The organism is Parachlamydia sp. (assembly GCF_050255895.1).
Taxonomy (GTDB): Bacteria; Chlamydiota; Chlamydiia; order Chlamydiales; family Parachlamydiaceae; genus Parachlamydia; species Parachlamydia acanthamoebae.
Genome location: NZ_JBFWIR010000029.1, coordinates 1 through 14,119, shown reverse-complemented (window position 1 = coordinate 14,119; position 14,119 = coordinate 1). Strand labels below are relative to the sequence as shown.

The window sequence follows — 14,119 nt, the reverse complement described above, 5'->3', positions numbered from 1 at the left end:
CTTCCCAATTAAATAAATACTAAAGTCTAAATTAGTCAAAACTTCCTGTCAATCTCCTTGAACATCTTTAATCGCAGCTAACTGCAAAAGCTCTTCTTTTAATTTTAAATTAAACAAAATTCCGGAAGACACATCGATATGCAATGTGGCTAATTCACGTGTTCCAATCATAAAATTGAGTTCAACAGGCATATCACCCCGATGTTCGGAAAAGATTTTTTTCATTTTCAGAACTTGGCTATGTCTCACCTTTTCCATATCGAGGATGACGACACATTTTCTTTCTTTTGGAGGTTTAACAGGCTCCGGCTGTTTGGATGGCGCTACATTTTTTGTCATGCTGCCTCCTTTATCTTGACCAGCAGTTTGCGTACTTTTTTGAGGGTATGTTCTAGTTGCCTGAAATTTTGCGCGATCGTAGGCTTTATCACAAGCTTCAATCATGGCTTCATCCACTTTAGATAGATCATCTAGCCAACGACAAGAAAGTCGCACCGCCTCTTCTTTTTTGTCCATTTGCAAGACGACATATAAAGGCTGATTTTCTTTAAGAAGCTCCCCTTTTTGCTCGTATAGATCCGGCCAAATGGGCAGTTCATAACTTTCAATGCCATCGCTTATCCGCAGAATCGCAAACTTCTTTTGCGTTTTAGCCGATAAACGGAGCTGCACAGATTCGATAATCACAGCGGATCTAAAAACAGCATCATTTCCTAGCATATCGATCGCGGAAAAATTCACGCAGGATAAACGCTGCATATATTCTTGAAAGCTGTCTAAAGGATGCCCAGTCAGAAAAAAACCTAACAATTCTTTCTCTTTCAACAGGATGTTCTGCTTTGAAGTCGGATTCAGCACGTTTGGAGCAAAGCTAAACTTAGCCTCTGAGGTAGCTCCCATTAAGTCAAAAAATGTTAAAACCCCTGACTGCTCTTCCCGCTTCTCTTTCAAGGCTGTTTCATACATTGGATCAATACTTTGACGTAAAGCATCCCGAGACCATCCTGTAAAATCGAAACTCCCTGCATCCACCAGGTTTTCAATACTCTTTTTTCCCACTTTTTTTAAATCGATCCGTTTAAAAAATTGATAGAAGTGAGTAAAAGGACCGCTACGGTTACGTTCTTGCACAATTGCCTCTACGACCCCTTCTCCGACCCCTTTAATCCCCTTCATGGCAAAGCGGATCCCTTGTGGTGTTGCAATAAAAGTGGATCCTGCTTCGTTAATATCTGGAGGAAGAATTGCAATTCCCATGGTTTGGGCTTCTCGAATAAACTTCGCCACTTTGCTTAAGTCATCACTATCACACGTCATTAAAGAAGCCATCCATTCTCTCGGATGATTCGCCTTTAAATAGGCTGTCACATAGGAAAGATAACCGTAAGCTGCCGCGTGGGACTTGTTAAATCCATAGGCCGCAAATTTTTCCATTTTATCAAATACGAGCATGGAAGTAGTTTCTTCAATCTCATTTTCAAGAGCTCCTAAACGGAATTTTTCTCGCTGTTGAGCCATTTGCGCCATGTCTTTTTTCCCCATAGCTCGCCGAAGCACATCACCCTCACCAAGTGAATAGCGCGCAAGCTTACTGGCAATTTGCATGACCTGCTCTTGATAGACCATAATTCCATAGGTTTCAGCCAAGATGTCTTTCATCCAAGGGTGGTCATTTTCAATAGGCTCGCGTCCGTGCTTACGATTGATAAAGGAAGGAATCATATCCATTGGACCCGGACGATAAAGCGCACCAACCGCAATAATCTCTTCAAATTTGTCTAAGTGCAGCTGCCTAGCCAAATCTTGCATGCCGGCAGATTCAAGCTGGAACACACCTAACGTTTTTCCTTGGTTAAGCAAATCAAATGTCCGCACATCATCAAGCGGCAGGTTCACCCAGTCGATTAGCTTCCCTGTACTAACACTCACTGATGCGACACATTGCTGAATCGCTGTCAAAGTTTTGAGCCCCAAAAAGTCCACTTTCAGCATGCCCACCATTTCCACAGGCTTCATAGAATACTGGGTTGCCGGCATGTCTGAATCTTTCGCATTGCAAATGGGAATGATCGAAGATAAGGGTGCCCCACTAATAATGATCCCTGCTGCGTGAATCCCTGTACTGCGGATAGACCCTTCTAATTTTTTCCCAATGTCAATAATGCGCTTAGCGTCTTCATCTGTTTCATACATCGCACGCAAATCAGGATCTTTTTCCAGCGCTTTTTCAAGAGTAATGTTTAAATCCTCTGGAACAAGTTTAGCAATCTCGTTGACCTTAGAGAGGGGCACACTTAGCACACGGCCGACATCCTTAATGGCCATACGCGCTTTCATTGTACCGAACGTAATGATCTGGGCAACATTATCCTTTCCATATTTTTCCAAGGTATATTGGATCACATCTCCGCGCCGATCCATGCAAATATCTACGTCGATATCGGGATAAGAAAGACGCTCAGGATTAATAAAACGTTCGAAGAAGAGATGAAAGCGCAAAGGTTCAATATCGGTCACACCGATTAGGTATAAAACGATTGATCCCGCTCCAGAACCACGTCCTGGTCCCACAGGGATCTGATTTCTTTTTGCCCAATTGATAAAATCCCATACGATCAGCAAGTAATCGCTCATTTCTTTTGGAACGATGATTCCCATTTCATATTCCAATCGCTCTCGTACAATTTGCGTGGGATCTTTATCAGGGAAAAGCTCTTGGATCTTTGCAAGCTTATCCGCATCATAACGTTTCTTAATCCCTTCTTCGCATAGGTCCCAAAGATACTTTTCAACAGCTTGCGCTCGCTCTTCCTTGGTATAGCTTTGTCCTTCCAAAAAGGGCGGGACATACACAGGATAATGTTTTGTTTTAAAATCGAGTTGAACGTGACATTTTTCTGCGATTTCTAATGTTGATGCAAGCGCCTGAGGAAGATCTTTAAAAACTTCTTGCATTTGCGTGGGTGATTTAAAATAACATTCATGAGAAGAATAAACACGTCGCTTGGGGTTCAGCTGCCGAAATTTAGGATTCCCCATCGCATCTTTTTCTAAGATTTCACAAGGTTCGCCCGATTGCACATTCAATAAAATCTCATGCTCTCGCCAATCTTCGCGTTCGATATAGTGGCTGTCGTTTGTCGCAACTAACGGAATACCAAACTCTTGAGAAAGTTCAACTAGAGCTTGCGTCACCTTGGTCTGTTTCTCAATGTATTCTTGATAGTTTTGAAGCAACCATGTCTCTTGATAAAGGCCATCTCTTTGAATATTTTCTTCAGACATCGTATGTCTTTGAACTTCTAAATAATAGTCTTCGCCAAATAAATCCTTGTACCAAGCTAGATGCTTTCGGATGCTCTCAGGAGTTCCCTGCAGAATTTCACTTGATAGCCGACTACTTAAACATCCTGACAGACAGATTAGCCCCTCTTTATATTTCTCTAAAACTTCATGGTCGATTCGCGGGTGGTAATAAAAACCCTCCAAAAATCCAATAGAAGAAAGTTTGCAAAGGTTTTTATACCCCTCCATGCTTTTTGCAAGAAGAGTCAAATGAAAATCAGAACGGTTTCCTATTTTCTTACGATCGAGCCGTGATTCTGGAGCAACGTACACCTCACACCCTAGAATAGGCTTAACTTGCGCACCCTGACATGCTTTAAAAAATTCAACAGCACCATACATATTCCCGTGATCTGTTAGGGCAACTGCCGGCATTTTAAATTCAGCCGCTTTTTCAGCAATTAGATTGATAGAAGCCGATGCATCCAAAATCGAGTATTGTGAATGAACGTGTAATGGGACCCACATAAAAAACCTTTAAACTTCATTTGATGACGAAAAAAGAATACCAAAAAGCGATTTTGAATGTTAGGTTTTATCTCCCGATTCCATCAATAAATATTTCTATAATAAACAATCATCGACTACAATTATCCTTGTATAAGGATTATATTTTTAATAAAAATAAGCAGGTCAATTCCACAATTTGACCAACTTAAATAAGTAATTGCATAATATAATAAAAACCAACACTTAATAATAATTATGGGCTCCCCTATGCAACCATTGCGACAAAGTGGATAACATGAAGTTCCTCCTTCACCACCCTCTGTAAGCTCACCCCAAGAGAAGGTGATCCGTAGTGGTAAAAGCTATTCAAAGCTGGGGGAAAAAGCCAGCGAAAGTTCGACGGAAGCAAATAAGAAATTACGAACTTCTGTTTCTGTGAATAAAGAAGCTATCGCCTTACTAAAAAAAGAAGCGGGAAAGACATCTGCTCAAATTGAAAGAAAGCCCTTTAAAGCTTCAAAATCGTTTGAACAAAGATTTGCATCTTAAAAAAAAAGAATCGGCAATTTCATAAAAAGATTTAATCACTTTTCTAAAAAAGGTATCGAATAAATCAGAAAAGACACAATCATCTAAAAAAACGGGCGCTCCAGTTTCTAGCGGAAGAACAGATGTTTCAGATAAGCAACTCCGAAAAATGGAGAAAGAAGAAGTCGAATCATTTCTTAATCCCCATCTTTTGGAAGACATCGCCTCTGCAAATGAAGATAACAAACGGGGTTCATTAGTCGATGCAATTATTCAAAAGCTGCAAGATTCGAAGGGCATCAACCTTGTGGGCAAACGTGCTTTTGTACAAGAATGCGCTATAGAAGCTTATTTTGCGAAATGTGCCGAAAAGCTCTGCTCTGATTATCAATATGCTTTTAGGAAAGATTCAAATCAAGCAAGGAGAAACGCACTAAGAGACTTAAGTGGGGCGCTAACCACAGTCCTGACAATTGATTTTCCAGATATTGCTGTTAAAGACTTTGCAAAGAAGGCTGGGCAAGCTCTTGATCAAGCAAGAAAGAAGCGGAATACAAAAAAGGAAGCATTAATCAAAAAGCAAGCCGTGGTAGGGCTTGCTTTTTTAAATTTAGGCCAACTTTGTTTCTGCTCTAGCAAGGCGAGGATTCTTCGTCGCATTCCAGAGAGGAACAAGAGCAAGCATCGAGATCCCACAACAGATCATCATGGAAATGAAATAACCTTCCCAACCCATTTCATCTGTAATTTTTCCCATTGGATATCCTGCACAAGCCGCTCCCATATAAGCGCAAAATCCCACAAATCCTGTGGATGTGGCAGCCGCCTCTTTATGTGACAATTCCGCAGCTGCAACACCGATGAGCATTTGAGGTCCAAAAATGGTAAAGCCTAGCATGAAAATCGAAAGGGCATCTAAAATCACAAATCCTTCAGGAACAAGCCAAAATGCCAATACAGACAACATCATACCTCCTGCAAACAAAACATTTACAGGACCGCGTCTAGCCCCGAAAATCCGGTCGGAACTCCACCCTGCACATAAGCTTCCCACAAAGCCACCCACTTCAAAGAGAGAGATGCAGGCATTTGCACCCATACGGCTATATCCCTTTTCATCTAGAAGATACAAGACCGTCCAGTCGTTTACCCCGGTTCGCACAACATATACAAAAAAATAAGCGAAACCAAGCATCCACATGTACCAATTTTTCAAAACATACTCGACCAAGATTTCTTTCGTTGAAAGTTTTTGCTTGTCTTCATTAGCACCAAAACCAGAGTAATCTTTTCTAAAATCCTCAATCGCAGGAAGCCCTAAAGATTGGGGTGTATCGCGTAAACGATTGATCAGAAAAACTCCCCCTAGAATGCAGATGATACCGGGAACGTACATCGCATATCTCCAACCCAAGAAATGTAGGCAAGCCCCCACAATCCACGGAATTAAAAATGCACCCACATTATGGGAAACACTGCATGTGGACCACCAAGATCCTCTTTCAGAATGAGAATACCAATGCGTTAAAAAGCGCGCACATGGGGGCCAGCCAAAGCCTTGAAACCATCCATTTAATCCCCAAAAAATAGAGAAAAGAAAAATCGAAGAGGAAAAACCGAACAAGATATTGACCACACCGGTCATCATTAATCCAAGCGCCATAAAATATCTAGGATTGGAACGGTCAGATAATATCCCACTTGCAAATTTGCTTATTCCATAGGTGATAGAAAAAATGCTCCCCAGGATCCCTAATTGCGTTTTATCAAAATGCAATTCTTGAGCCAAATCAGGCATGGCAAAGGTGAAGCTTTTTCGAGTGAAATAATAGAGTGCATACCCCACAAACATTGAGTACAGAATCCGAATTCTCCAATAATTGTATGATTTTTCAACTTCTTGAGAATCTTGAATCGGCTCAATATAAGGCGCAGGTTTTAGTAAATTTAATATAGAGGCCACGCGCATCTCCTTTTTACAACATCTATCGAGCTTTCGCTCAACTTTTCCTTTATTTCTGTCGCTTTGATGCGAGACGAAAAAGAAAAACTTTAACATAATACTTTAAATTTTTAAAGAGGAAAATCCTTTCCATTTTAAATTCAAAAATATTTTGGTTACAAAAAACCCAACAAATGTCACTTTTTAATCTTCTCGTTCATTTTTATTCAAGCCTTTCTCACATTTTTTGCGGATCCCGTGAGTCTTCTATTGACGGCTGCACGCAGATATGCTAGAAAATCAGCGACGGAAAAAAGACAACGCTAGGGAATGTCTTGATTCCAAGACAAGCAAGGACTCAAGATGATCAAACTTGCCGTACATTGTAAAAATAACCACATAGAGGAATTTGTCTTCGATAAGCCCTCTGTTAAAATAGGGCTGGAAGGAGAAGAAACTGATATTTCTCTTCCAGAAGAGTCCTTGCACCCTTGCCATGTTGAAATTTATGAACAAAATGGCCGCTTTTATATTTTCAATCATGCCAACGATCCTTTTGTTGCATTGAATGATTTCCCTTTTAGAAAAAAAGGACTGAAGGACAAAGCCGTTTTATTTATAGGCAAAACCCAAATTGATGTTGAGGTTTCTCCACAAAAAATGGAGCCGACTCCTATCCGTGAAGAAAATTTGGCTTTAGTCCCTTTCTCAAAGCCAGAAACGAAAGAAATTGATGTTGCAGCTCTTGTACAAGAAGTTGAGGCTAGAGGTTCACCCCCTATTGAAAAAAATCAGCCTGAACACTCCAAAGAAATCTCGCTTGGAAATTCTGTCATTGAAGACGAAGATTCTGCAAGCGATCTCCACACACCGCAGGAACAAGAGAGTGGCCTAAACCATCAATATGCCCTGCATGAACGCCCTGTCAGAAATAGTGAAGGCAAAAATCCGCCTTCTCAGCGAAGCTGGGGATTTATGTTAAGTTTAGGAACCATCATCGTTGCATTTATTACGCTATTAGTTGGAACTGCTTATTTGAAAATTAGTAGCGAGAGTGATCGCGATGAAATTAAGGCAGCAGAAGCCGTGGCAGATGCGGGGATGGCTCTTACTTATGCACAAGTGTCCCATTTAAAGCCTCAAAAAAGCAATTGGTCACAACCTGAATTCCTCAAAACAAGTTTAGCCTCTATTCTCCCTCCTAATTCTCGTTCTCTGATTGATGTGGATGCACAAGGCAAATTTAATAATTGCCCTTATCTCTTACGGATATATACAAGTGGCGATTTAAGTCATTTTTTAATTATTGCACAACCCGCTCCAAGCACCTGGCAGTGGTTACTTCCACGCGCTGCTATTATTTTGGATTCTGCCTCCATGGAGATGAGAAAAACTACAGATTTGAAAAATTTAAATCGCCTTCTCGTCAATATCAACTCTTTGGACGAGCTAAATCCAAATGAGATTTCGAATGCGGTCAAAGAAGGAAAACTTATTCCTCTGGCTTCTTTAAAATTAAGCAAAAAAATTCGTGAATTCACGCCCCCTAAAGCCCTTTCTGTTGTACGACCTGGAGCAGAAAATTACATCTATAATGCCCCTCGTTATCATCTGCTAGGGGAAACCATTATTGATAAGGCCATTGCCTTACTGGAAAGTCCATCAAATGATCAACAAGTCAGCACTTTGCAGCAAGATGTCGATATGCTTAAAAAACTTCCGAATCTTGTTCTTTATACGACAAAAGGCATTGACGGAGCTCTTCAAGCTGAAAAAGCCCTTTCTATTTTTGTTCCGAAAACACGTTTCTTAATTGGATATTTAAAGATTAATTCTCAGGGTAATATCATCAATAACCACATGCTCATGAGTGAAGAAATCAGTCCAAAGGAAAATGGTGATTATTCACAAGTGGTTAATGAAAGCTCGGATAAAACAATAGAAGAGCATGAAGATTTATCCTCGGCGGAAGAAATTGCCGAAGAAACGCCCTCTCATTTATATTCCAATCCTCTTTATTTACAACTCGATAAACTTTTTAACGATCGCAAAAGTGCCCTTACACCTATTCACACCCGCATGGAAGATTTAATCGCAAAAGAACACAATGGAACGGTGAACGATTTTCACACGCAATTTCAAGAGTTGCTTAAGGAGCACCATAAAATTTCGGAAGAACAGAAAAATATTTTTGGAGAAAACTTCTTCAAACTCAGCGAAGAATATCGAAGCGTACCTTTAAAAGAAGTAGTCGAATACGTCCAAGTTGTAGGCTTGATGCCGCTAGTAGAAAGTATTCTAAAGGAACGTTCAAAAGAAAATCAGTTGTCTCAAGCAGAATTTGACAGCGCAATTGAGAAAATTCGAAGCGCAGCTAATTTGGAAGAACTTCACAGTGAAATCAAAAAAATTACTCCAAAGCTATCTTTAAGTGTTTCGCCCTCAATTCAACAGCTCATTGAATATCAAAATGCGTGCAAAAATGAGGTTGTCCTCATAATCGAGAAATTTCTCTTATCTCCTGACGAGAAATTAACCACGCTTTCTCCAACTTCTAAAGATATGTTAGAAAATATTTTCGAATTAATTTGGATAAATTCTCCGACAGAAAGGGAATTCTATTTTCACGAATTAGACCTTTTATTGAAGCCCTTTGAAGAGGCGACAAGCGAAATAGAAGAAGCGGTTTCAGCAACAGAAGAAACCTTAAACTAAAAAATTGACAATAAAAGAATAATCCAATACTGATTTGTTAAAACCCACGGAGGATTTTATGCATATCATTAACAACATTGGATTCATTCTTTTAGCCATTTATTTAATTTTAATAGGGTTAAGTTCTGTAGCGGGGCTTGCTATCCCAGGAATTATCACAGGAATTTTAGCCCTTGCTGCGGGAATTTTTATTCTGATTGGCAGATAACGGCTTCGATTTCATCAGGTTCAACCCATCGGCCATGTCGCTTGATTAATTCAACAACCCGATCAACAGCCTCTGAAAAAGGGATGACTTTTTCGACACATTGCTTACCCAAGTAGAGATCGATCATCCCTGGCTTTGAACCCACATAACCAAAGTCTGCATCAGCCATTTCACCTGGCCCATTAACAATGCAACCCATAATTGCAATTTTGACCCCCGGTAAGTGCGCCGTGCGATTACGAATATTCCTTGAAACATCCTGCAAATCAAATAGCGTGCGTCCACAACTTGGACAAGAAATAAAGTCCGTTTTGGAAATGCGCATACGTGCAGCTTGCAAAATATTAAAACTTAACTGCCGTAGAAAATCCAATTCATGCGGTGCTTCAATCCAAATTCCTTCCCCTAGCCCGTCACATAATAAAGCTCCAAATTCTGCAGCAGCTTGAATAATTAAATCTTCTTTGTTGGATACATAAGTAAAATGAAGCATCACAGGTGTTGAAATTTTAGCATTCTGAATCCATTCAAAAAACCGACGAGAGGCATGTAACCGATGCTCTTTTGGGGAAAAAATAATCACTTCAGGCTTTAAATCATGCAGCCATTTCCATTCTTCTTCAGAATCCGTATCTATATCGATCGCTAAAGGCTGTGGACGAGCCGGCAATCCTACTGCAAATCGAGCCGTTTGCTGCTGTTTCTGATAGGAAGTCATCGCTTCTTGTAAAGACTGAATAACAAGTGCTTGCGTTAATGGATAAGGAGAAGCCAGCCCAATTCCACTTTTTACCATTCGGTTGAGCATTTGCAAAACTTTTTCATCTCTTTCCGGGTGATTGATCACAATCATATCAGGGGTAGATGTTTTGATTTTGATCGTTCCAAGCTGATTTTCACATCCCAATGATTGATAAAAATCAGTTTTTTTCAACATTTCTGAGGTCACACTGATCATGACTGTTCCATTTCGATGCATAGCAACATGTGGAGGAAAAGTGATCTCACGTTTTTTTACTTCTGTAATGGAGCGATGAGATTCTTGAAAAGGGGCGACGCCCTGCCCTTGGCAATTTTGAGCTAAATGCACTAATCTTTGACAAGGATCCACTTCATTCCAAGGATCTTCCGTCAATGAAACGCGAATCGTATCCCCTATCCCATCGAGAAGAAGCGCGCCAATTCCCATAGCAGATTTAATTCTTCCATCTTCCCCCTCTCCTGCTTCAGTCACACCCAAATGGAGAGGGTAATCCCAGCCCAATTTTTCCATTTCTGCAACGAGTAATCTATATGCTTGAATCATTACCAATGGATTTGAGGCTTTCATGGAAAATATGAGGTCATGAAAGTCATTTTTTCGGCAAATCCGCGTAAATTCCAGGGCGGATTCGACCATTCCAAATGGTGTGTCTCCGTAACGGTTCATAATCCGATCTGACAAGGAGCCGTGATTCGTGCCAATACGAATCGCTTTTTTAAGGCGTTTACATTTTTCAACTAGAGGGGTAAATTTTTCCTCAATCTTTTCTATCTCAGCAGCATAGGTGGCATCATCGTATTCAATAACTTTAAAATTAGCCCGTTTATCGACATAATTGCCGGGATTAATACGGATTTTATCGACAAAGTCTGCCACACCCATGGCTGCGGGAGGATAAAAATGAATATCTGCTACCAGAGGAATCAAATATCCCTTTTTGACTAAATCATTTTTAATGTGCTCACAAGCTTCCGCCTCTTTCATTCCCTGCACAGTCATTCTTACAATTTCGCATCCAGCATCTGCTAATCGTATAATTTGGTCCACTGTTGCCTCAACATTACGTGTACTTGAGGTTGTCATCGATTGGATCCGAATTGGATGATTTCCTCCCACACCGATATTGCCAATTAGTACTTCGCGTGTCTTTCGGCGGATAGTTTGATAATGGGATGTGCAGTACTTCATTTTATAATCCTTTAAGCCATGTTTTATGAAGAGTATATTTTCTATTGTGATCTAACTGCAATCAAAATTTTCAAAGGGCTTAATTTAAACAAATTAAGAAATTTATTTCCTGATGAAATTTAAATTATTTTATGATAAAATAAAGTTAATGGAAGGTGAATTGTCTCGATAAAAAATGCTTTTTTTCTAAACATCTTCCTTGATAATGAGTCATTTATCAACTTAATGAATTGGATGGATATATGCTGAACGTTAATGTTAATGACCAAGATCCAAATCAAGTTTATCAGGGTGTACCAACCCAATCCACCACACAAGTTGGTCCAGTTTCCTCGACAACATCTGCTCCCACGACTCAAGCAATCGATACGATTCAACCTAGTCAGGGAACAAAAGAACAAACTTTAATAGACTCTGCCAATCCCGTTTTGGTTCCGCCTATTGTTAATCTAAATAATTTTGCTGAATTTTATAGTTCAAACAGTGCATTAAAGATTTCTAATAATCCAAGTGATTTAGCGATTCAAGTCGCAATGCAAATTGAACAAAAAAATCATGAAATTATTACAAATATGCTAGATAGCTGGATTGAAAACCAAAAAAAACTCGAAAAGGAATACAATGATAAAATTAATTCCCCCGCTTATCAAGAATGGATAAAACTGCAGTCAGCGGATTACCATGCCGCCATTCAACGCTCGACTGAAGAACAAACGCAATTGGCTGTTATGGCTACACCAGAATATCAAATGTGGGTATTAAGCCAGATGTCTCCTGCTCAATTGCAAGCTCCTGAGGCCGCTTTTAACCGCGATCAAGCTTTAAAAGTAGGCGTCATTAATGGATTAGATAACTATATGGCAAGCTCTCCAAGTGTAGACTCTGAACAGGCGCTTTCTGGAGCCTTTGTTGCATCAAGTGCCATTCTTGGAGCAAGTCTTCTGGCAACTCCAGTGACGCCTGAACTGACAACAGATCCTATTTCTTATAACCCAATCCAAGATCAATGGCAGTATGTTTCGCCTCTTGTTCCCTCTAATATGGCCGCAGAATTAGGATTGATTGGAGGGTTATTTGCTGCAGGCGTCATGTATCGCGCAACACTTAATACGATATCGGATAATGCAGGTGGTGGTGGCAGCAAACCTCTGAATTTAGATTTTGCTCAAAAATATTCCGAACAAATGTTAAAGCTCGTCGCGAGTCCAAGCTTTAGTCAATTTGTACGAGGCTCTCTTGTCGATAAACTTAATGGTGCCGATACACTGACAGATGCCCGGAAAGATGAGCTTGCCAGTATCTTAAAAGCGGTCTTGCTTTCGTCGGCCTTAGCAACCCACTACAAAATAGAAGCAGGAAAAAATACTTCGCAAGAGTTCCTTTCCATGATTCGTGGGGATCGAAATCTGGGAGATATCGTATTTCCAGACACAGATGTCCGAGCAAAATTAATTAAAGCCATTCAAACACAACTCGATAACCTAAGTGATCCCGCAGAAAGAAGTCGTGTATTAGAAGCTATCGGAGAATATATGGATACAGATCCGAGTACAGATAAACTCCTAGAACCTCAATCTGTTTTTCAAGATCTTTTGACAACCACACCCTATGCAGATCGCCTTAGTAAAGAACATGTTTGAATGTAAAGGCTCTCGTTTTAGAGGGCCTTTTCTTTAATATCTAAAAAACGCTTCTAATAAACGGCACATGGATAGTTGGTCCGCCGTTGCCATCAACTCTCTTGCTGCATGCATGGAAAGCTGTGGACATCCAATATCAACTGTGGGCATGCCCGTAGAAGCTGCATGAATAGGCCCAATGGTAGATCCGCAAGACATATCTCCGCGAGAAACAAAATGTTGCAATGGAATCTTTTCTTTCTGGCATAAATGCGTGATTAATGCGTTCGTCCACGCATCGGAAGCATAACGTTGTTTTGCATTGGATTTCAAAACAATCCCTTGTCCAAGCATCGGTTGATGCAAAGGATCATGCCTTTCCATATAGTTAGGATGGACCGCATGCGCTAAGTCAACCGAAACGCAAATGGAATTCGCCAGCAGACGTAAATAATCTTCTCTCGTTTGCCCATATCCTAGCAAAATCCTTTCTAAAGTGTGAGATAAAAAGGGGGATTCTGCACCTTGTGCCGTACTTGAGCCCACCTCTTCATTATCCCAAACAACCATCATCTTAAGATGCGTATTTTCCGGCTGAAGGGTTTGCTCTAAGGCGCTCCAAATGGCATGAACACTTGTTAGGCTATCGATCCGATATGCGGCTAACATTTCTTTGGCATATCCGATAAAGGAGGGTTCTTCTAAAGGGAATAGAAATAGATCTGCTCCCAAGATAGAATGAGGTCCTATTTCATGCTTTAAAAGCCAATTCAAATACCCTTTCGCATCCGAGGGCATCTCTAACGCGGCTAAAGCGGAGAGATGATTTTGCTTATTTAAAATCAGTCCATTCTCATTGACCTGAGGATCCAAATGAATAGCTAATTGCGGAATCACCACGGGGTATGCATCCAGACAGACAAGCTTTTCAACAATCGAGCCATCGGGTTCTTGAATAATCACACGTCCAGCAATTCCCAAATCGCGATTGAGCCAAGAAGATAAAAGTGGTCCCCCATAAACCTCGACACCAAATAACACCATTGAATCTCGGTAAAATTCTGAATAGGGTTTCAGTTTTAAGGCTGGGCTATCGGTATGTGAAGCAGCTAAGCGAACAAGATTAGGAGGATTCAAAGGCGCCACAAATGCACATAAAGAAGAACCATTTTTTATGGTAAAATAGCTTTTTCCCGGTTTAATATCCCAACGCTCGGCTTGCGGTAAGAAGATAAAATCTGCTTTTAATAATCTTTCTTGTAGTTCTCGAACAGCATGCCACGCAGTCGGTGACTCCTTTAAAAAAACAACTAAATCTTGAATTTCTTCAGGGATCATTTTTTATCCTTCTTTGTGAGGCT

General features: G+C 40.4%; 8 protein-coding genes. 4 read left to right on the top strand and 4 right to left on the bottom strand.

Going from position 1 to position 14,119, the window contains the following annotated elements:
• Nucleotides 1-48 precede the first annotated feature (48 nt).
• On the bottom strand, nt 49-3,813 hold the full coding sequence (gene dnaE / locus AB7E63_RS06640) for a DNA polymerase III subunit alpha (RefSeq protein WP_428419013.1): 3,765 nt from the start codon (nt 3,811-3,813) through the stop codon (nt 49-51).
• A 324-nt stretch (nt 3,814-4,137) separates the two neighbouring features.
• Between dnaE and AB7E63_RS06635 the strand changes: the two genes are divergently transcribed.
• Nucleotides 4,138-4,344 (top strand): hypothetical protein, encoded by a 207-nt coding sequence (locus AB7E63_RS06635; protein ID WP_013925434.1) that lies wholly within the window; start codon nt 4,138-4,140, stop codon nt 4,342-4,344.
• A 589-nt stretch (nt 4,345-4,933) separates the two neighbouring features.
• Here the strand turns inward: AB7E63_RS06635 and uhpC are convergent.
• Nucleotides 4,934-6,292 carry an MFS transporter family glucose-6-phosphate receptor UhpC gene (uhpC, locus tag AB7E63_RS06630; protein WP_036746488.1) on the bottom strand — a complete coding sequence of 453 codons (1,359 nt, stop codon included), beginning with the start codon at nt 6,290-6,292 and terminating at the stop codon, nt 4,934-4,936.
• A gap of 336 nt (nt 6,293-6,628) precedes the next feature.
• On the opposite strand from uhpC, the gene AB7E63_RS06625 reads away from it, so the two are divergent.
• Both AB7E63_RS06625 and AB7E63_RS06620 read left to right on the top strand, forming a co-directional pair.
• A complete protein-coding gene (locus tag AB7E63_RS06625; RefSeq protein WP_006342156.1) occupies nt 6,629-8,980 on the top strand; it encodes an FHA domain-containing protein in 2,352 nt (783 codons plus the stop codon).
• Nucleotides 8,981-9,038: 58 nt separating this feature from the next.
• On the top strand, nt 9,039-9,188 hold the full coding sequence (locus AB7E63_RS06620; RefSeq protein WP_006342157.1) for a hypothetical protein: 150 nt from the start codon (nt 9,039-9,041) through the stop codon (nt 9,186-9,188).
• Here AB7E63_RS06620 and ispG read toward each other — a convergent pair.
• Entirely contained in the window at nt 9,169-11,139 is a 1,971-nt protein-coding gene (gene ispG / locus AB7E63_RS06615; protein ID WP_428419010.1) for a (E)-4-hydroxy-3-methylbut-2-enyl-diphosphate synthase, read from the bottom strand. The two genes, AB7E63_RS06620 and ispG, sit on opposite strands and share 20 nt — an antisense overlap.
• A 242-nt stretch (nt 11,140-11,381) precedes the next feature.
• Here ispG and AB7E63_RS06610 point away from each other — a divergent pair, with 242 nt between their 5' ends.
• Nucleotides 11,382-12,779, top strand: coding sequence for a hypothetical protein (locus tag AB7E63_RS06610; RefSeq protein ID WP_006342159.1), 1,398 nt, complete (start codon nt 11,382-11,384; stop codon nt 12,777-12,779).
• Nucleotides 12,780-12,812: 33 nt separating this feature from the next.
• On the opposite strand, the gene AB7E63_RS06605 is transcribed toward AB7E63_RS06610, so the two are convergent.
• Nucleotides 12,813-14,096, bottom strand: coding sequence for a M18 family aminopeptidase (locus AB7E63_RS06605; protein WP_284452879.1), 1,284 nt, complete (start codon nt 14,094-14,096; stop codon nt 12,813-12,815).
• Nucleotides 14,097-14,119: the final 23 nt, after the last annotated feature.

What these genes read in the sequence shown, in the direction of transcription:
- AB7E63_RS06620 (WP_006342157.1), top strand. Translation starts at nt 9,039, where the DNA reads ATGCATATCATTAACAACATTGGATTCATTCTTTTAGCCATTTATTTA.
- dnaE (WP_428419013.1), bottom strand. Translation starts at nt 3,813, where the DNA reads ATGTGGGTCCCATTACACGTTCATTCACAATACTCGATTTTGGATGCA.
- uhpC (WP_036746488.1), bottom strand. Translation starts at nt 6,292, where the DNA reads ATGCGCGTGGCCTCTATATTAAATTTACTAAAACCTGCGCCTTATATT.
- AB7E63_RS06625 (WP_006342156.1), top strand. Translation starts at nt 6,629, where the DNA reads ATGATCAAACTTGCCGTACATTGTAAAAATAACCACATAGAGGAATTT.
- AB7E63_RS06605 (WP_284452879.1), bottom strand. Translation starts at nt 14,096, where the DNA reads ATGATCCCTGAAGAAATTCAAGATTTAGTTGTTTTTTTAAAGGAGTCA.
- ispG (WP_428419010.1), bottom strand. Translation starts at nt 11,139, where the DNA reads ATGAAGTACTGCACATCCCATTATCAAACTATCCGCCGAAAGACACGC.
- AB7E63_RS06610 (WP_006342159.1), top strand. Translation starts at nt 11,382, where the DNA reads ATGCTGAACGTTAATGTTAATGACCAAGATCCAAATCAAGTTTATCAG.